The 18,989-nt window shown below is 67.8% G+C and carries 18 protein-coding genes; 14 read left to right on the top strand and 4 right to left on the bottom strand.

All coding sequences use genetic code 11. The features are described from left to right. Positions 1-108: 108 nt before the first annotated feature. Both ABNQ38_RS09585 and ABNQ38_RS09580 read left to right on the top strand, forming a co-directional pair. Positions 109-2,232 (top strand): 3-hydroxyacyl-CoA dehydrogenase NAD-binding domain-containing protein, encoded by a 2,124-nt coding sequence (locus ABNQ38_RS09585; protein WP_377807251.1) that lies wholly within the window; start codon positions 109-111, stop codon positions 2,230-2,232. A gap of 173 nt (positions 2,233-2,405) precedes the next feature. Next, positions 2,406-2,915, top strand: coding sequence for a hypothetical protein (locus ABNQ38_RS09580; RefSeq protein WP_377807250.1), 510 nt, complete (start codon positions 2,406-2,408; stop codon positions 2,913-2,915). A gap of 87 nt (positions 2,916-3,002) precedes the next feature. Here ABNQ38_RS09580 and ABNQ38_RS09575 read toward each other — a convergent pair whose 3' ends face one another. Further along, on the bottom strand, positions 3,003-3,257 hold the full coding sequence (locus tag ABNQ38_RS09575) for a hypothetical protein (protein ID WP_377807249.1): 255 nt from the start codon (positions 3,255-3,257) through the stop codon (positions 3,003-3,005). On the opposite strand from ABNQ38_RS09575, the gene ABNQ38_RS09570 reads away from it, so the two are divergent. The 11 genes from ABNQ38_RS09570 (at position 3,184) to ABNQ38_RS09520 (ending at position 13,124) form a co-directional block, all read left to right on the top strand. Continuing rightward, on the top strand, positions 3,184-3,879 hold the full coding sequence (locus tag ABNQ38_RS09570; RefSeq protein WP_377807248.1) for a flagellar hook assembly protein FlgD: 696 nt from the start codon (positions 3,184-3,186) through the stop codon (positions 3,877-3,879). The two genes, ABNQ38_RS09575 and ABNQ38_RS09570, sit on opposite strands and share 74 nt — an antisense overlap. A 36-nt stretch (positions 3,880-3,915) precedes the next feature. After that, the gene (gene flgE, locus ABNQ38_RS09565; RefSeq protein WP_377807247.1) at positions 3,916-5,226 is read left to right on the top strand and encodes a flagellar hook protein FlgE; all 1,311 of its coding nucleotides are present in this window, start codon (positions 3,916-3,918) and stop codon (positions 5,224-5,226) included. A gap of 4 nt (positions 5,227-5,230) precedes the next feature. Next, positions 5,231-5,488, top strand: a complete 258-nt coding sequence (locus ABNQ38_RS09560) for a hypothetical protein (RefSeq protein WP_377807246.1) — start codon at positions 5,231-5,233, stop codon at positions 5,486-5,488. 115 nt (positions 5,489-5,603) lie between these two features. Next, complete coding sequence (locus tag ABNQ38_RS09555) at positions 5,604-6,176, top strand: hypothetical protein (RefSeq protein WP_377807245.1); 573 nt, start codon at positions 5,604-5,606, stop codon at positions 6,174-6,176. 36 nt (positions 6,177-6,212) lie between these two features. Next, the gene (gene flgK / locus ABNQ38_RS09550; RefSeq protein WP_377807244.1) at positions 6,213-7,970 is read left to right on the top strand and encodes a flagellar hook-associated protein FlgK; all 1,758 of its coding nucleotides are present in this window, start codon (positions 6,213-6,215) and stop codon (positions 7,968-7,970) included. 11 nt (positions 7,971-7,981) lie between these two features. Further along, entirely contained in the window at positions 7,982-8,887 is a 906-nt protein-coding gene (locus ABNQ38_RS09545) for a flagellin (protein ID WP_377807243.1), read from the top strand. 121 nt (positions 8,888-9,008) lie between these two features. After that, a complete protein-coding gene (locus ABNQ38_RS09540) occupies positions 9,009-9,833 on the top strand; it encodes a flagellin (protein ID WP_098736547.1) in 825 nt (274 codons plus the stop codon). A 166-nt stretch (positions 9,834-9,999) separates the two neighbouring features. Continuing rightward, positions 10,000-11,682 (top strand): flagellar filament capping protein FliD, encoded by a 1,683-nt coding sequence (fliD, locus tag ABNQ38_RS09535; RefSeq protein WP_377807242.1) that lies wholly within the window; start codon positions 10,000-10,002, stop codon positions 11,680-11,682. Between the two features lie 39 nt (positions 11,683-11,721). After that, positions 11,722-12,201, top strand: a complete 480-nt coding sequence (locus ABNQ38_RS09530; protein WP_377807241.1) for a flagellar protein FliS — start codon at positions 11,722-11,724, stop codon at positions 12,199-12,201. A 34-nt stretch (positions 12,202-12,235) separates the two neighbouring features. After that, positions 12,236-12,856, top strand: coding sequence for an RNA polymerase sigma factor (locus ABNQ38_RS09525; RefSeq protein ID WP_377807240.1), 621 nt, complete (start codon positions 12,236-12,238; stop codon positions 12,854-12,856). Further along, the gene (locus ABNQ38_RS09520; protein ID WP_377807238.1) at positions 12,846-13,124 is read left to right on the top strand and encodes a hypothetical protein; all 279 of its coding nucleotides are present in this window, start codon (positions 12,846-12,848) and stop codon (positions 13,122-13,124) included. The genes ABNQ38_RS09525 and ABNQ38_RS09520 overlap by 11 nt, the downstream gene beginning before the upstream one ends. Positions 13,125-13,140: 16 nt before the next feature. On the opposite strand, the gene ABNQ38_RS09515 is transcribed toward ABNQ38_RS09520, so the two are convergent. Both ABNQ38_RS09515 and ABNQ38_RS09510 read right to left on the bottom strand, forming a co-directional pair. Beyond that, the gene (locus ABNQ38_RS09515) at positions 13,141-15,450 is read right to left on the bottom strand and encodes a tetratricopeptide repeat protein (protein ID WP_377807237.1); all 2,310 of its coding nucleotides are present in this window, start codon (positions 15,448-15,450) and stop codon (positions 13,141-13,143) included. A 138-nt stretch (positions 15,451-15,588) separates the two neighbouring features. Next, positions 15,589-16,146 carry a helix-turn-helix domain-containing protein gene (locus tag ABNQ38_RS09510; protein WP_377807235.1) on the bottom strand — a complete coding sequence of 186 codons (558 nt, stop codon included), beginning with the start codon at positions 16,144-16,146 and terminating at the stop codon, positions 15,589-15,591. A 212-nt stretch (positions 16,147-16,358) separates the two neighbouring features. Between ABNQ38_RS09510 and lhpI the strand changes: the two genes are divergently transcribed. Then, a complete protein-coding gene (gene lhpI, locus ABNQ38_RS09505; RefSeq protein ID WP_377807234.1) occupies positions 16,359-17,291 on the top strand; it encodes a bifunctional Delta(1)-pyrroline-2-carboxylate/Delta(1)-piperideine-2-carboxylate reductase in 933 nt (310 codons plus the stop codon). Positions 17,292-17,301: 10 nt separating this feature from the next. Here the strand turns inward: lhpI and ABNQ38_RS09500 are convergent, their stop codons facing one another. Further along, positions 17,302-18,978, bottom strand: coding sequence for a hypothetical protein (locus tag ABNQ38_RS09500; RefSeq protein WP_377807233.1), 1,677 nt, complete (start codon positions 18,976-18,978; stop codon positions 17,302-17,304). Between the last annotated feature and the right edge of the window lie 11 nt (positions 18,979-18,989).

Here is an 18,989-nt window from a genome sequence, read left to right as displayed (position 1 = left end):
ACTTGATTCGGCTGGACTGTCTGCTAGACTGACGGTCCACCGGCCTCCGATCCCTCCTGCCGTCTGTGATCGGATCGGCCCGGACCTTTGGCTTTTCGGAGAGCGCCGATGCCGTCGCCGGCCCAGACTGAAGCGGTTCCGCCCAATCCTGTCCAGTATGCGCGCCAGGGACGCATCGGCGTCATCACCGTCGATTACCCGCCGGTGAACGCCGTCGGTCATGGCGTGCGCAGCGGGTTGGTTTCGGCATTGGACGCCGGGCTGGCTGACGACGGGGCGGAGGCACTGCTGATCGTCTGTGCCGGCCGCACCTACATGGCCGGCGCAGACATCCGGGAATTCGGCAAGCCCTCCGCCCCGCCGACCCTGCCGGAGGTGGTGGCGCGCCTCGATGCGGCCACCAAGCCGGTGATCGCCGCCATCCATGGCACGGCGCTGGGCGGCGGGCTGGAGGTGGCGCTGGCCTGCCATCACCGCGTCGCGTGGAAGTCGGCGAAGCTCGGCCTGCCGGAGGTCAAGCTGGGCCTGCTGCCGGGCGCCGGTGGTACGCAACGGCTACCGCGGCTGGTCGGGGCGGCCAGGGCGCTGGACTTGATCCTGTCCGGCGATCCGGTGGGTGCCGCAGAGGCGCTGGCCCTCGGCCTCGTCGATGCGGTGGAGGATGGCGCCTCCCCCCTGGAGGCCGGCCTGCGCGCCGCCGAGCGGCTTCTGTCCGACGGGAACCGCCCGCAGCCGGTCAGTGCCCGTACCGACCGCATCGCCGGCACCGATCCCGCCCTGTTCACGGCGAAGCGGGCCGAACTTGCCAAGCGCCTGCCGCACCTGTTCTCGCCCCACCGCATCGTCGACGCGGTCGAGGCCGCCGTCACCCTGCCCTTCGACGAGGGGACGGCGCGCGAGCGGGAGCTGTTCCTCGCCTGCATGGACTCGCCCCAGCGCGCCGGCCTGATCCACGCCTTCTTCGCCGAGCGCGAGGTGGCCAAGGTCCCCGGCCTGCCGGCCGGCACGCCGACGCGCGACATCCGCAAGGTCGGCGTGATCGGCGCCGGCACCATGGGCGGCGGCATCGCCATGTGCTTCGCCAATGCCGGCATTCCGGTGGTGCTGGTCGACAGCGCGCAGGAGGGGCTGGACCGCGGCATCGCCGCCATCTGCCGCAATTACGACTCCACCCTCCACAAGGGCCGCCTGACCGCGGCACAGCTGGACGAGCGGATGGCGCTGATCCACCCCACCCTGTCCTACGACGAACTGGCCGACGCCGATCTGGTGGTGGAGGCGGCCTTCGAGAGCATGGAGGTCAAGCAGGCGATCTTCCAGACGCTGGACCGGATCTGCAAGCCGGGGGCGATCCTCGCCACCAACACCTCGACGCTGGACGTGGACGCCATCGCCGCGGCGACCGGCCGGCCGCAGGACGTGCTCGGCATGCATTTCTTCAGTCCAGCCAACGTCATGCGCCTGCTGGAGGTGGTGCGCGGGGCCAGGACCTCCGACACGGTGCTGGCGACGGCGATGGGGCTGGCGCGCCGGATCGGCAAGGTCGGCGTGGCGGTGGGCGTCTGCTACGGCTTCGTCGGCAACCGCATCCTGCACCAGCGCGGCCGGGAGTCGATGGCCCTGGTCGAGGAAGGTGCCAGCCCGGAGCAGGTCGACCGCGTGCTGACCGAGTTCGGCTTTCCGCTCGGCCATTTCTCGATGACCGACCTTGCCGGGATCGATGTCGGCTGGCGCATCCGCGAGGAGCGGCGCAAGGCCGGCGATCCGGAGGCGCAGTCGCCCAACTGGCTCGACACCCTGGCGGAGCGTGGGCGCTACGGCCAGAAGACATCGGCCGGCGTCTACCGCTACGAGCCCGGCAGCCGTACCCCGATCCCCGATCCGGAGGTGGCGGCGGTGATCGAGGAGGACCGCCGCCGTCGCGGCATCGTCCCGCGTCCGGTCAGCGACGGGGAGGTCCGCGAACGCTGCCTCTATGCGATGGTGAACGAGGCGGCCAAAATCCTGGAGGAAGGCATCGCCGCCCGTCCGGTCGACATCGACGCCATCTGGGTGCACGGCTACGGCTTTCCGTCCTGGCGCGGCGGCCTGCTGTTCTGGGCCAACCAGGAAGGGCTGGGCAAGATCGCCGAGGCGGTCCTGCGTTACCACCGCGACATCGGCGGCCCGCAATGGCGGCCGTCGGCTTTGCTCCTGCAATGCGCCGCCGAAGGCCGGGCCCTCGGATGGTGAATCCGGAATGTGGATTTCAAACCGGAAACTAGTTTCCGTTACTGATTGTTAGGAATCTCCCCTATACTCTGTCCACAGGGATGCCCCGCTGCCCCCGACCGGCCCCCCAGCCGATGGGATCGACGGAGCGGACCTGACCCGAGGAAACCCGGACCACACCGAAGGGGAAAAGCATGAAGGACATGACCGTCGCAGCCACCGACTGGGGTCTCCACGCCGTCGCCTGCAGCGGCCTTCGTGACGTTCCTCCCTCCGTCTGGCTCGGGACGTTGCGCAACGCGCTGTCCGGTGCCGGCACCGGCCGCAATCTGTTCCTGGACCTGCGGGAGGTCGGCAATTCCCCCTTGCCGCCGTCCCATCTGGGAGCCCTGGCATCGGTCGTCGCACAGGCCGGTTACAGTGCGGTTCTGGTGTCGGACCTCCGGCTCGGCCATGCGCTGTGCGATGCGGTTCGCCGCAGCGGTTCGAATAGGGAAATGGCTGCCGGCCTGCGCGTGCTGTCAGCGGACGGACGCGACCGGGTCGCCATCGCCGCCGCCTACCAGTGGCTGTTGAACGGGCGGGAGCCTGCGGATGCCCTTCTGGTGTCCGACCGCCGCCCGTCTGTCCTGGTCTTCCCCGCAACCGTGGCGCACAGGCGGCCGACCTCCCCCGGTTCCGCCGATCTGCGCCACGCCTCGTAACCGTCCCTTCGTAACCGCTTTATTTCCGCAGTCGTCGTCGTCTCAACTGCCTTTTCGCCCCGGCCGGACCCGTCCCGCCGGGGCTTTTTATGTCGATCCGGATTTTTCCCGAAAAAACTGCGCCAGCTTTCGCCCGCCGTTCCGTGGATAGCCACAGAACGAACGGGGCGGCGCCAGCCCGCCGCCCATCCCGAAAAGCCATCGGCCTGAACCGCCGCGAAATCCCGCCCGGATTCCGCGAACGGGCCGCGATTGGGTGGAGAAGGCGATGCTGGTCGATTCCGTCAGCGCAACGACGTCAACGACGTCGACGAAGTCCACGTCGAGCAGCTCGTCAGCCACGAGCGCGACCGACAGCTATCAGACATTTCTGACACTGCTGATGAAGCAGCTCGAGGTCCAGGACCCGACCAACCCGGTCGACACGACCACCTTCACCACCCAGCTCGTCCAACTGTCCGGGCTGGAACAGCAGATGTCGATCAACGATAAGCTCGACGAGCTGAACAGCACGGTGTCCGACCTCAGCAGCACCCTGTCATCCTCCCTCGGGTCCGGCAGCGGCGCCGTCAATTACTACGGTAAGACGGTCGAGGCCGAGGGATCCACCACGCCATTGCAGGACGGCGAGGCGAGCTGGGAATACGATCTCGATTCCGCGGCGTCCTCGGTCAAGCTGACCATCACCGATTCAATCGGCAACACCGTCTACAGCGATGTCAGCTCCGCCACCGCCGCCGGCACGCACGAGGTGACCTGGGACGGCGTCGGCACCAACGGCAAGAGCTACAGCAGCGGCACCTACACCCTGTCGGTCGCCGCGCTCGACGCCAACGGCAAGGCCATCGATACCGCCACCCGCTTCAAGGGCACCGTGACCGCCGTGGACAGCTCGTCCGGCACGGCGGTGCTGAGCGTCGGCGGCGTCAGCCTGTCGGCCGACAAGGTGCTGACGGTTTCCTGACCCCTCCCCCGGACAATTCGAAAGACAGGTGCCGCCATGAGCCTCACCAGCGCAATGTACAGCGCCACGTCCGGGCTGACCGCCCAGAGCAAGGCGCTCGCCAGCATCTCCAGCAACATCGCCAATTCCAGCACCACCGGCTTCAAGGGGACGGTGACGGAGTTCACCTCCTACATCAACAAGACCACCACGGTGGACGAGCAGGTCGGCGGCGTCATCGCGTCCAACACCCGCAGCGTCAGCCGCCAGGGCGAAATCCAGTCCTCGGCGACCACCACCAACATGGCGGTCAACGGCGACGGCTTCTTCGTCGTGTCGGACAAGACGTCGAGCGGCGGCACTTACTTCACCCGCAACGGCTCCTTCTCCACCGATTCCAACGGCAATCTGGTCAATTCGGAGGGCTATTACCTCTATGGCTGGGCGGTGGGCGACGACGGCACCATCAAGGCCGGCAACAAGACCTCCACCGACAGCCTGCAGGCGACCAACCTGACCAGCATCAAGGGCACGCCCAAGGCGACCTCGACGCTCGACATCGAGGCCAACCTGCCGTCCGACGCCGCGACCGGCGACAGCTTCACCACCGACGTGGAACTGTTCGACGCCCTGGGCAACAGCCACTCGGTGACGATGACCTGGAGCAAGACGGCCGACAATGCATGGTCGCTCAGCGCGTCCGACCCGACCAGCTCGGCCGACGGCACGACCACGACCGGGACGATTTCCGGCTTCCCGATCTCCATCGCCTTCAACAGCGACGGCTCGCTCGCCAGCGCCACCCAGACCGACAGCAGCGGCGCCACCTCCAGCGTCGATCCCTCGGCGATCGGCTTTTCGGTCGGCGGCTGGACCACCGGCGCCGGCGACAGCACGGTGACGATGTCGCTCGGCAGCGCCAACAGCACGACCGGGCTGACGCAATACGCATCGGGCGAAAGCACCGCCGCCATCGGCGACTGGACCGCCACCGGCAACGGCTACGAGCCCGGCACCCTGACCGGGACCACCATCGACAGCAGCGGCGTGGTGCGCGCCAGCTTCGACAATGGCGAGACGCGGGCGATCTACCAGATCCCCATCGCGACCTTTGCCAATTCCAACGGGCTGGAGAGCGAGAGCGGAACCACCTTCACCCAGACCTACGAGTCCGGCAATTACCAGCTGCGCACCGCCGGCGACGGCAAGGCCGGCGAGATCGAAGCCAGCTCGCTCGAAAGCTCCACGGTGGAGCTGACCGACGAGTTCAGCCGGATGATCGTCGCCCAGCAGGCCTATTCCGCCGCGTCCAAGGTGATGACGACGGCGCAGGACATGATCGACACGCTGATTTCGATGAAGCGCTGACGCCATGGCCGCCGCACCCGACGAACGCTTCGCCTGCGCCGAGACCCTGCTGACGGAGCACCGGCGGCTGACGGTCCAGGCGCGGGCCTTGCTGGCGAGGACCGCCACGCAGGCCGAACGGCTGGCGATGGCCGACGATCTGATCGCGCTGATCGACGGGCTGGATGTGGAGAAGCGGGCGCTGGGAGCCCGGATCTACCGCGGCCGGGTCGCCAATACCGCGATGAGCGCCTATGGGCGGGCGATGGCGACGCGGCGGTAGGGGAAGCCGGCAACCGAAGCCGACGCTTCCTTCAAAAATCCCCGCCAGTTTTCGCACCACACGCCGTGGAAACAGAAATCCAGGAACCAGACATCCAATACCCGGAGCTATCGCCATGGCGCTCAAGCAGACCCTGCGCAAGCCGGCCCCGCCGAAGCCCGTTCTGACCAAGGTCCAGGCTCCCGTACAGCCCCCCGCCCAGTTCCCTGGCCAGACCGGCACGCCGGAAACCCCGACCATCTTCCTCCGCGTCGATGCGGTGGAGGTGCTGGAGGCCTTCGTCGCCGAACTGGACCGCGCTGCGACGCGCGCCGAGGCGGCGGTGCGCGAGGGACGGCCGCGCGATGCGCTGCTGGCGGCGGGCGACATGCAGACGCTGCTGCGGAGCTGGAAGGACCGGCTGACCGATGCGCTGGCGCAGACGCGCAGCAAGCGCGTTGCCCCTGCCGTGCGCGGCGCCGCCAAGGCCGCCGCTGACCGGGTCCTGCCGACGCTGGTCGCCCGCATGCGGGAGATGGAGGCGCAGATCAGGGTCCACCGCGCCCGCCAGAACGCCATCGGCGCCGCCCTGCGCGCCGCGTCCACCGCACCGGCCGGCGTCTATGGCGTCGCCTATGGCCCCGGCGCCCGTTATGGCGCGCGTGTGGCGATGCGCACCACCGGCCATGTCGTCGGCCTGACGGCCTGACCATTTGAGCGCGGAAAGCCGGAAAGGAGGCCCGCAATGTCGCTTCGCGTCGCCAGTTCCATCGCCTCATCGGCGCTGCGCACGTCCGAGGTCAGGATCGCCGTCGCCTCCTCCAACGTCGCCAATGCCGACACCGACGGCTACACCCGCAAGACCGCGTCCAACGTCACCCGCAACACCGGCGTCAACGTCGCCAGCGTCGACGTCACCGCGGTCAGCAGCAACGTCGACCGCTATCTGATGAAGACGCTCGTCTCGGCCCAGTCCGACCTCGGCTACACCGACACCCGCGACAGCTATCTCGACCGGATGCAGTCGGCCTTCGGCAGCGTCAGCGACGACGACAGCGGCGGTACCGACATCGGGTCGATGATCGACGCGCTGGCCGACACGCTGGGCACGCTGGCGACCTCCCCCGAAAGCGAGAGCGCCAAGGCCGCAACCGTGCAGGACCTGTCGGATCTGGCGGAGACGCTGCGCAACACCTCCTCGTCCATCCAGTCGCTGCGCGCCCAGGCCGACGACGAAATCGCCACCACCGTCGATACCATCAACGAGACGCTGAGCGGCATCGATTCCCTCAACGACCAGATCGTGAAGGGAAAGGCGCTGGGCCAGAACGTCACCGACCTGGAGGACCAGCGCAACACCGCGCTGAAGAGCCTGTCCAAGTCCATCGACGTCACCTATCAGGTCGACGACAGCGGGCTGATGCGCATCTCCACCGCATCCGGCAAGTCCCTGCTCGATACCAAGGTGCATGAGCTGTCCTACACGCCGGCCGCCTCGGTCAGCGCCAGCACCGTCTACAGTGCCGGCGGCAGCAGCGGCTTCGGCGGCATCATGCTGAACGGGGTGGACGCCACCGGCTCGTCGCTCGGCGGTTCGCTGGGCGCGCTGGTTCAGCTGCGCGACACCGACCTGCCGGCGCAGCAGGCCGGCCTGGACGAGCTGGCGACCACCCTGATGGACAGGCTGAACGCCATCCAGAACCAGGGCTCCTCCTACCCAGCCCCGCAAAGCCTGACCGGCACGGAGACCGTCTCGGCCAGCGACGCGCTGAAGGTGACCGGTGGCACGCTGCGCGTCGCGGTCACCGACAGTTCCGGCACGGCGGCGGAGGTTCTGGACATCGACCTGTCGACCAAATCGACCCTTCAGGACGTCGTCGATGCCATCAACACGATGAGCAGCGCCTCGGCCTCGATCTCCGCCGACGGCAAGCTGGTCATCGCCGCCACCGGCACCGGCAACGGCATCGCGTTGGGTGGTGACGCCAACGATGGCACGACCGGCGCCTTCTCCGACGCCTATGGCCTGAACGACCTGCTGACCGGTACCGGGGCCTCCGACATCAAGGTGGCGACCCGCATCGCCGGCGACAGCAACCTTCTCGCCACCGGCGCCCTGTCCTCCGCCAGCGGGCTGACCGCTGCCGGCACGGCGCTGACCAGTGGCGAGGGGTCGGTGGCGAAGGCGCTGTCGGCGGCCTTTTCCGCCAGCTACAACTTCGATGCCGCCGGGTCGTTGAGCGCCCGCAGCACGAGCTTCGCCGGCTATGCCGGTGCGGTGATCCAGGGGGCGGCGACGCTCGCCGACAAGGCATCCACCGCCTACGACAGCCAGAAAACCTACACCAGCAGCCTCGAATCGACCTTCTCGTCGCAGAGCGGCGTGAATGTCGACGAGGAGACCGCCGCGATCTCCACCCTGCAATCCGCCTACGAGGCCGCCGCCGCGGTCATGAAGACGTTGCAGGAGATGTTCAGCACGGCGCTCGACATGGTCCAGTAGAGGAGACCGCGATGGAACGGGTCGCGACCTACAACCATCAGAACACGCTCGTCCAATACATGATGAAGGCCGAGGCCAAGGTGGCCGCGGAACAGGTCCGCTCGGCGTCGGGGCTGAACTCCACCGACTACAAGGGCATCGCCTCAGACAGCGGCCGGCTGGTCAATCTCGAAAGCCATTACCGCCGGCTGGAACAGTATATCGACGAGGGCGAGGTGGTGAACGGCCGCATCCAGTCGATGTACGACGCCGTCGGCGGCATGTCGGACCTGACCTCCCGCCTCAGCGCGCTGATCACCGGCCTGCAAGGCAACAATGCGGCCGGCGTCGAAGGCGTGGTGGCGGAGGCCGGCCAGCTGATGGAGGAACTCGGCGGGCTGCTCAACACCCGGCAGGACGGCCGCTATCTGTTCGCCGGCGGGCGCACCGACCAGCCGGCGGTCGATCTCGACAGCTACAGCGCGGCGACCTATCCCTCCAGTGCCGACACCGGCTATTACCAGGGCGATTCCACCGTCGCCCATTTCCAGGCCGCCGACGATTTCGTGCTGTCCTACGGCGTCACCGCCGACCAGCCGGCTTTCGAAAAAGCCCTGCGCGCCTTCAGCCTGATCGCCAACATGTCGACCGATCCGGTCGACACCGATCTGCTGGCCGAGGCGACGCAGCTCGCTTCCGACGCCACCGACGGGCTGTCGATCGTGCAGGCCAAGCTGGGTGCCGCCAGCTCCTCGCTGGAGAACACCATCGACCGCCATGTGGACGAGCAGCTGGTGCTGCAAACCCAGGTGGAGGACATCCGCAGCGTCGATCTGGCCGAATCCACCACCAGACTGTCGCAGCTCCAGGCCTCGCTGGAGGCGACCATGAGCCTGATGAAGATCCTCGAAGAGAACAACCTGTCCAAATATCTGTGAGGGTCGGGACTCCGCAAAAAAGCGCTAACCCCATCGAAAAAGTCCGCCAGCTTTCGCCGCCTGCCCCGTGAGTCCCAGTGAGGGTCGCCGAAACGGCCCGGTTCGATCAGGAGACCACATCATGCCCGTCATCTCGACCAACACGGCTTCCAATTCGGCCCTTCGTTACCTCAACATCAACTCGACCAACCAGTCGGACTCGGTCTCGAAGATCGCCAGCGGTTCGCGCATCACCAAGGCGTCGGACGATGCCGCCGGTCTCGCCGTCGGCACCTCGCTGAAATCCGACGTCACGGTGCTGAACCAGGCGGCCACCAACGCCTCGCACGGATCGTCGATCCTCCAGACCGCCGATGGCGGCATGTCCAGCATCTCCGACATCGTGCAGCGCATGCGCTCGCTCGCCACGCAGTCGCTGTCCGGCTCGGTCACCGACAACGAGCGTTCCTACCTCGACGCCGAGTTCCAGCAGTTGCAGGATGAAATCGACGGCATCGCGTCCGGCACCCGCTTCAACGACGAATCCCTGCTCGACGGCGCGACCAATTGGTCCACCGGCGTTTCCTTCCGCGTCGGCACCACGTCGAACGACAACATTACGGTGCAGATCGCCGGCGTCACCACGACGGGGCTGGGCATCAACACGCTGGATGTCGGCACCTCCGCCACCGCCGCCGCCGCCCTGACGGCGCTCGACACCGCGGTCACCACCCTGTCGGACGCCCGCGCCGACGTCGGCGCGCTGATCTCGCGCTTCGAATTCCGCAGCGACATGATCGACACCACCATCGAGAACACCGAGGCCGCCCAGTCCAAGATCATGGACGTCGACGTGGCCGAGGAGCAGTCCAAACTGGCATCGGAGAAGGTCCTGACCCAGGCCGCCATCGCCGTACTGTCCCAAGCGAACCAGATGCCCGAGAATCTGCTCTCCCTTCTCCGCTGACGGTTCGCAAGGCCGCCGGGCAAGGGTGCCGCGTCCCGCACAGCCTCACACACTCGTGGGGCACGCCCCGCCGGCGGCCGTTTCCTTCCATCGTCAGCGCCGCAAAACCCAGCATCGCCGTGCCATCCGCCGCGCCCACCGCGGCCGGAACCGGGAGAGCCTTGCCATGACCACCGTCAGTTCCACCACCTCCAGCACGGCCGCGACGACGGGCTATTCGGCGCTGTCCTCCAGCGATTCCGGCACCGGGATCGACTATTCCCTGCTGATCGAGGCCAAGGTGAATGCCCGGCTGGCCAAGGCCGACCGCATCGACACCAAGATCACCGCCAACGAGGCGAAGATCACCGCCTACACCGACCTTCAGGACAAGCTGCAGGCGGTCAACGACGCCATCGACGGGCTGCGCAACCGCAGCGTCTCCACCGGCGCGTCCTCCAACCTGTTCGGTCAGCGGACCGCCTATGTCGGCGACGACGACGTGTTCAGCGCCACGGTGGACGACGATACGGAGGTCGGCACCTATTCGGTCGTGGTGCAGCAGCTCGCCACCAAGCACAAGATCGCGGCAGACGGCGTCGCCAGCAAGACAAACGCGCTCGGCTATTCCGGCAGCTTCACACTCCAGGCGACCGACGGCAGCGCCGTCACCATCGCGATGGACAGCGACGACAGCCTGACCGACCTGCGCGACGCCATCAACGCCAACAAATCGACCAGCGGCGTCACCGCCAGCATCGTGCAGGTCAGCGACAGCAGCTATCAGCTGATCCTGACCTCCAACAACACCGGCCAGACCATTTCCATGACCGACGGCGGCGATGGCGTCCTCTCGTCGCTCGGGCTGACCGACAGCGACGGCGCCATCAAGAACGAGCTGGTCGCCGTGCAGAAGGCAATCGTGAAGGTGGACGGCGTCACCATCACCCGCAGTTCCAACACCATCGACGACGCCATCGAAGGCGTGACGCTGACCCTCTACAGCGCCAGCCCGGACACGGCGATCCCGATGGAGGTGTCGACCGACCTGTCCTCCATCAAGTCGGCGATCACCGGCTTCGTCGATGCCTACAACGAATACCGCGACTTCGTGGTGACGCAGCAGGCGACGACCAGCGACGGCACCGCCTCCAGCGACGCCACGCTGTTTTCCGACAGCCTGCTGCGGCAGATCGTGCGGTCGGTGAACAGCGCGCTCAACACCTCCATCACCACCGTCGACGGCACGGTTCTGTCGATGGCCTCTCTGGGCATCAGCTTCAACAGTTCCAACGAGCTGGAGCTGGACGAGGACACGCTGAACAGCATCCTCAGCAGCGACATCAACGCGGTCAAGCAGTCGCTCGGCCTCAACATGACCTCGTCCTCCAGCCAGATGTCGCTGCTGCGCTACACCAGCAGCGCCTCGGCGCTGTCCTTCACGCTGGACATCGTACGCGGAGACGACGGGACGCTGGCCTCGGCATCGGTCGGCGGCGACAGCAGCCTGTTCACCGTCAGCGGCAACCGCATCATCGGTGCGACCGGTTCGGCCTATGAAGGCATCGTGCTGGTCTATTCCGGCAACAGCGGCAGCGTGGACATCGACTTCTCGAAGGGGCTGGCCGACAAGCTGTTCGGCGTCATCGACGATGCGTCGGCCACCTACGGCAGCGACCTCGCCACCGCCATCAACGATCTGGAAACCCGGGACACCGAGCTGGAAAGCCGGTCCACCGACATCAAGACCAAGGCCGAGACCTACCGCAGCACCCTGACCGCCTATTACGGCAGGCTGGAGGCGGCGGCGGAACAGGCGGCGCTGCTGCTGAAACAGCTGACCTACAAGGACAGCAGCAGCGACAGCTGACACCGGTCAAGGTCCATCCAACGATAAGGATTTGGCGCCATGCGCAATTCCGCCTATTCGAAGGCCCTGAACGCCTATGCCGTCGCCAACAGCGCGGTGCCGCCGCTGACGGCGGTGGTGCGGCTGTACGAGCGGGCGATGACCCATTTGCACGCCGCCCGCGACGCCGCCGCCGACCGCCGGTTCGAAGCGCACCACACCGCGATCCGAAACGCGGTCATGGTGTTCGCGGGCCTTGATTCCATTCTGGTTTTCGACAAAAATGAGGATGTCGCGCTGACGCTTCGCCGGTTCTACCACCGGCTGATCGCGCAGGCCGGCGCCGCCGCCAGCCGGACGGATCCGGTTGCGGCCTGTGACTCGCTCATCCGCCAGACGTCCTTCATGCTGAAGGCTTGGCAGGCCGTTGCCGCAGAACGCGGCGGGCCATCCACTGTCGTCGGTGCCACGGCCAAAGGGCCGCATGCATCCGTCGTCGGGAGAACGATGGATCATGCCAATGGCGGACTCTCGGCTTGACCGTCCTTGCGAGGATTCCGGTGCCGGGCGCTCCATGTCCGGGGATCTGAGCCGGGGGTCAACCTCAGGCGTCATCATCCCTGCGGACGAGGACAGCGACGAAGCGCTGATGGCGCAAATCCGCTCCGGCAGCCAGACGGCTTACCGGACGCTGGTTCATCGCCACCTGAAGCGCACCTACGCCCTGGCCCGTCGCCTGACCGGCAACGAGGCGGAGGCGGAGGATGTGGTGCAGGACGCCTTCCTCCAGGTCTGGCAGCGCCGCAGCCAATGGAGCGACGATGGCGGCGCCCGCTTTACCACCTGGCTCTACCGGGTGGTGGTGAACCGCTGCATCGACCACAAGCGCCGGCCGGTCGGCCAGGATCTGGAAACCGTGGCGGAGCCGTCGGACAGCGCGCCCGATGCGGTCAGCACCATCCATCGCCGGCAGGTCGCCGCCCGGCTGCTGGAGGCTCAGGACAGACTGACTCCGCAGCAGCGCGCGGCCGTGACCCTGTTTTATTACGAGAATTTAAGCAACGCCGACATCGCCAGCGTTATGCAAATCAGCATAGGTGCTGTAGAGTCGCTGTTGAAACGCGCGCGCCAGCAGCTCCGGCTGCTTCTGCGCGCCAGTGCGCAGGCGGCCAGGGATTCCTTCGATGACGGATGAGGAGTTTCGCGATCGGCTCGATCGTCATGGAGGCGACCTCGCCCTCTGGCCGACCGACGTGGCCAAGGACGCGCGGCGCCTTCTTCTGCGTTCGGTCAAGGCGCAGGCAATGCTGGACGAGATGGTGGCGATGGAACTGGCTCTGGGCCATTCCGAAGACCGCCCGCCGCCCGGTCTCGCCGACCGCATATTTGCCGCGGCTTTCCGCCTGCCGCCGTCCGACCGCGGCTTCGACGAGGATGGCGATCAGCCGCCCCGGTTGATGTAACCGGCTGATATAGCCGTCAGTTCGCCGCCACCCGACGCAGTTCCATTGCAATGCGCTCAAGCGCCTGTTCCAGCCCCTGGCCGCCCAGCGGCTGGAACAGGCGCATCGACGGGTACCAGGGCCGCCGGGCGGTGCCGAGCTGCGTCCAGTCGCGGTGACCGAAGCGCCAGACCGGCACACCCAGCGCACCGGCAAGCTCCGCCACCGAATTCGCCGGCGCGATGACGAGGTCGAGTGTCGAGACCAGTGCCGCCGTCTCTTCGAAATCGTCACGCAGGTCGAGCCCGGTCCAGCCATAGATCGGCTGCCCGAACCGGCGTTCCGCCGCCAGGATCTCGCGCTGGCACTCGTCATATTGCAAATTCACGAAGGTGACGCCGGGCACGGAGAAGACCGAGCCCCAGGCATCCAGCGGCAGATAGGCGTTGCGGCGGTCGGCGGTCATCACCTGGCTGCGCCAGCTGATGCCGACACGCAGGTCGTCGCCGGCGTCGTCCAGCCGCTCGCGCCAGTCGGCGACGCGGCCACCCTGGGCGAACAGCCAGCAGGACCGCGTCGGGAAGGCCGACAGCCGTTCCCGCAGCAGACGGGGGATCGAGCCGGCGGGGATGTGATAGTCGCAATCGACCGTCTCGGCTTCCATCAGCCCACAGGGCGGCTGCTCGGCCCGCAAGGTCGCCTTCGGGAAGGAGCGGGCGAACAGCGGCACCAGCCGGCGTTCGCATTCGATCACCACATGCCCCGCCATCTTGATCAGGTCGGGATAGCAGGACGCGAACAGGAACTCGTCGCCCACCCCCTGCTCGCGCCAGACGAACAGCCGCTTGCCGGCCAGCGGCTCGCCCGTCCATTCGGGAATGGTGAAGCGCCGTTCCGGGCGGACCCGGCCGGCCTTGAAGCGGAAGGCGTAGTCGGCCCAGCCGGCGCTCAGCGCGCCGCGCTCCAGCGACAGCAGGCCGCGGTTGAAGCGGGCCAGGGCATGGCCGGGGGTGGCGGCGACCGCACGCTCGAACCAGCGGCCGGCATCGGCACGGCCCTGCCGCTGCTCCGCCAGTCCCAGGGTGCAGAGCGGGTCGGCAAGCGACGGGGCCAGCGCCAGTGCCCGGCGACAGGCGGCATCGGCCTCGACCGGCCGTTGGGCGCCATTCAGCGCATAGGCCAGAACGGCATGCAAAGGCGCATGACCGGGCATCAACCGGATGGCACGGCGCACCTGCACGGTCGCTGGAGCAAAGGCTTCGCGGTCGGAGAGATCGGCGCCGAGATTGCCCAGCGCATCGGCAAAGGCGGGGTTGAGCGCCAACGCCCGCCTCCAGCAGGCTTCCGCCTCCACCGGACGCACCTGCGCCCTGCAGGCGTTGCCGAGATTGTTCCAGGCTTCCACCTGACCGGGGTCGCGGGCGATGGCACGGCGCTGCCAGCGCTCGGCACGGCCATACTCCCCGAGCGCGGCCTCCGCCAGCCCGAGATTGACGAGGGCCGGCACATGGCAGGGATCGAGCGCCAGTGCGGTCCGGAACCGCTCGCGCGCCTCTGCGTGACGGCCCAGCGCATGCAGCAGCAGACCCAGATTGTTGCGTGTCTCGGCGTGGTCGGGCTGGCGCCGCAAGGCTTCGCCATAGGCGCTTTCCGCCTCGGCCAGCCGGCCCGCTCCCTGGAGCGCGGCACCCAGATTGGCCCAGACCGATCCGGTGTCGGCCCCCAGCCCGATGGCTTCCCGATACGCGGCGGCGGCCTCGGCCACCGCGCCCCAGCGGCGCAATGCATTGGCCAGCGCGATCCGGGTGGCGGCATCCTGCGGCCGCAGCCTCGCCGCCAGACGGTAGCAGCCGATGGCGGCACCGGCCTGCCGCAGATCCTCCAGCGCGCGGCCCATGCCGAGCCGCGGCTCGGCCGCACCCGGCACCAGGCGGGCCGCCGCGCGGTAGCAGCGCAGGGCCTGCACCGACCGTGCCTGCCGGCCGGCGATGGCGCCCAGCAGGCACAGCGCATCGGCGTCGTCCGGGTTGACGGCGAGAGCCCGGCGGGCGCTGGCAAGCGCCGCGGTCACCCGCCCCTCCTCCATCAGCGCCTGCCCCAATGCCAGATGATAGGAGCCGACCAGCGCCTTGGAGCGTGCGGCGGTGTCGAACAGACGGGTGGCGTCGGTGCGCCGCCCATCCTGAAAGGCGATATGGCCCAGCAGATGGGCGGCGTCGCCATGCGTCGGGTCGATCCGCAGGATCTCGCGATAGAACCGCTCCGCCCGCTCGGTCTGTCCGGCATTGTGGTGCTGGACCGCAAGGCGCAGCAATCCGTCGGTACGCCGTGTCGCGTTCCCGTCCATGTCGTCGCCGTTCCGTCAAATGAACTGGTCAGCGGCATCCTGGGGCATCCGGGGCCGCGTCTGTTCCTTGTTACGGCGTCGTCACGGAACTCCTGCGCCGATCTGCAACTTTTCCGCTGTGCTGCCCGCCTCAATGTATCAGGCGAGTGAGGTGTGCGAGCAGACCCAAAGAACCCGCGCATCCCCCTCGCCACCCGAGATGCAGGCATGCCCCATGGCGCTGTCGAAATAGCAGGAATCGCCCTTGGACAGGGTCAGGGGCGTGTAGTAATCGCTGTGAACCGTCACCTCGCCTTCCAGCACATAGATGAACTCCTCGCCATCATGGCGGGAAAGCTCGCCGAATTGCTGGATGCTGCGTGCCTTGATCGTGGTCACCAGCGGCACGAACCGCTTGTCGGGCAGGTCGGCATTCACCGCCTCGTACCGGTACTGGTCGGTCTCGTGCACCGCGCCGCCACCGGCCCTGGTGACGCTGCGGCGGCCCAGCGGGGTCGGCTTCGCGACCTGACCGAACAGTACCCCCACCTCCACCCCCAGGCCGGAGGCCAGTGCGGCAATCTTCTCGTAGGTTGGCGACAGCTGTCCGTTCTCGATCTTCGACAGGGTCGATATCGAGACGCCTGACCGCTCACTCAGTTGCTGAAGCGTCAGCTGCGCGGCCGCCCGCAGGCGCTTCAGCGTCGGCGCAAGCATGCCCGCCGTACCGTTCGGCCCTGACCCATCCCGGCCGGTTCGCTGTGATGATCCGCCCACGCTGTCTTCCCGACTTGATGCAACCGGCTCGGCCGGCCAACAGAGTATAGCCAGCGGGAATTTTTCTTATACGAAAATTTTGTGGCGCATCGTCCGGGCTGCATATAGCGTGACGGTCCCTGACGCCCATCCGTCGCAAGGAGAGCACCGCCTTGACCACAGCCGCCCTGTCCATGCTGTCGCCCGCGGAAACGGCCGAACTCCTGCCTTTCGCTCCTCTGTGCGACGCCATCGCCGATGCTGCCCGCGACTATGCCGCCGGCCGGATCCACAGCCCGGAACGGCAGGTCCTGCCGCTGCCGCAGAACGGCGTCCTCCTGTCCATGCCGGCGACGGCCGGGGATGTCGGCATCCACAAACTGGTCAACGTCTGCCCTGGCAATGGAGCGCTCGGGCTGCCGACCATCCATGGCGTGGTTGCCGCCTATGACGGCGCCACCGGAGCCCCGCTGGCGATCCTCGACGGGCCGACGGTCACCGGCCGCCGCACCGCCGCCGTGTCGATGCTGGCGATCCGGACGCTCGCCCAGCGCCCTGCGCAGCATGTCGCGCTGTTCGGCACCGGCAAGCAGGCCGCGTATCATGTCGAGGCGCTGGCATCGCTCTACCCCGGCATCCGGGTCGACGTGCATGGCCGGCGGGAAGAGGCCTGCCAGTCCTTCTGCCGGACCTCCGGCGTGGCGGGGATCGATCTTCGTCCGGCCTCCGGGGTGGTGGACCCCGCCGTCGACGTCGTCATCACCCTGACGACCAGCCTCGTGCCGGTCTATGACGAAGCACCGCGGCCGGACCGGCTGCTGGTCGGCGTCGGCGCCTTCAAGCCGGAGATGGCCGAGTACGGTCCAACCTCCATCCATGGCAGCGACGTCTTCATCGACGACCCGGCCGGCGCGCGCCATGAGGCCGGCGACCTGATCCAGGCCGGCTTCGACTGGACGAGCGGACGCTCGCTGGCCGATGCGCTGGCCAACGCGCAGGACGGCACCGGCTTGACCGACAGGCCCCGCCTGTTCAAGAGCGTCGGCTGCGCCGCCTGGGACCTCGCCGCCGCGCGCTGTGCGCTGAGGAGCCGCGTTCAGGCGTGAGGCGCCGGCGCTATTTCTCGCCGATGAAGGCGCAGTAGGGAAAATTCTGGAAGTCGTAGCGGTGGATGCGCAGGTCGGGCCGATGGCGGCCCAACCAGTCCAGCACGGCCAGATGGGCCGTCTGGTCGAGCATCCACTGCGGCCGGCCCTCCAGCAGGAAATGGCCGATGTAGGCCGCCACCGTCGCCAGATACTGCCCGGCGAGTGGGGTGTCGTTGTAATAGACGAAACCGACGGGAACCTCGCGGAACGGCCCACGCCGGCGCCGGTCGTGCAGGACGCCGAGATCGAAGCCGGTCATATCGCTGGCAAGCAGCCGCAGATCGCTCCGGGTGGTGGCGTCCAGATCGACCAGGATCAGCGGCCGGCCAAGATGCCGGTGCCAGTGCTGGACGCGGATGAAACGCGCGCAGGCGTAATAGGTGACGCGCTGCGCGTGGGACCAGGCGGTGAAGTCCGGCTGCTCGGTCGACAATCCGATGGACAGCGGATACAGCCGCCGCCATTCGCCCAGCATCCCCAGCAGCGACGGCGTCGGCGAAACCACGTTCAGCACGACCGACGCGCCGGGACTGCGCTCGCCGATGGACCGGAAAAGGTCCGGTCCGAAACGGCGCACATAGGTCTCGTCGCCGCTCACCATGATGACCGGGCCGCGGCCCTCCGGCAGATCCGCCACGATGGTCATGTCCGGCAGCCGGGCGATGATGCTGTCCAGCGGGGGCAAGCGTTCGAAGAACGCATCGTCCGCCCGCAGCATCGACCAGGAGCCGAGTTCGCCGGCACCGTCCAGTTCCGCATCCGTAAAACGGGCGGCGAATCTCATCTGCAGCTTCGAGGCAAGGGTTAGGCGTCCCCGGCGATAGACGTGATAGCCCACAATCGAGGCGGCAAGGGCATCCGTTGGATCGCCGCGCAGGCGCCGCCACGCCGCCCGTGCCGCCCATGAAAGCCGCCGGTCGTCCAGAGCACCCAGTTGAAACAGGTCGAGCGCCAGCGCCAGCCACAGGCGCAGGCTGCCCGGTTCGTCGGGATGGACCGTCTGGACCCGGTGCAGATGATCGAAGGCCTTCACCGCCAGACCGAGATCGAGCGTCATCGCCTTGCCCGGCGTCCAGTCCAGCAGCCCGCTGCGGTACTGGAGCAGCCGGGCGAGGGCATCATGTCCGCGCACCGACTGCGGGTCGAGCGCCACAACACGGCGGGCGGCGACCTCCAATCGGCCGGCCTCCTTGCGGCGCAGAACCTCCAAATTGTTCCGCGCCTGCTTGTGGTCGGGCGCCACGGCCAGGATGCGCTGGTACCAGGCCGCCGACTCCAGGGGCGATCCGGTGCCGGCCGGCGGCGGGGCGGCGAGGAGATTCGCCAGATTGTAGGCTCCCGCCACATGGGCCGGCGCCAGTGCCAGGGCCCGCCGGCAGGTATATTCGGCATCCTCCGGCCGGCCGGCCCCGCGCAGCAGGGTGGCATAATTGGCCCACTGATCCGGGCTGTCGGGCTGGGCCGCCGCCACCTGACGGAAATGGTCGGCGGCCTCGGCGGGACGGCGGGTCTGCATCAGCAGCAGGCTCAGCATCTGGAGTGCCTGGAGATGGCCGGGCATGGCCGTCAGGAATGCGCGGTATCCCGCCTCCGCCTGTGTCAGGTCACCCTGCTGGTGACTGCGGATGATCTGACCGAGATCCATGCCCTCCCTTC

Origin of the sequence: Azospirillum sp. A29 (assembly GCF_042604625.1) — a bacterium.
GTDB classification, from domain to species: domain Bacteria; phylum Pseudomonadota; class Alphaproteobacteria; order Azospirillales; family Azospirillaceae; genus Azospirillum; species Azospirillum palustre.
Note: the sequence above shows the minus strand (reverse complement) of the source record. Positions and strands in the feature narration are given on the sequence as shown.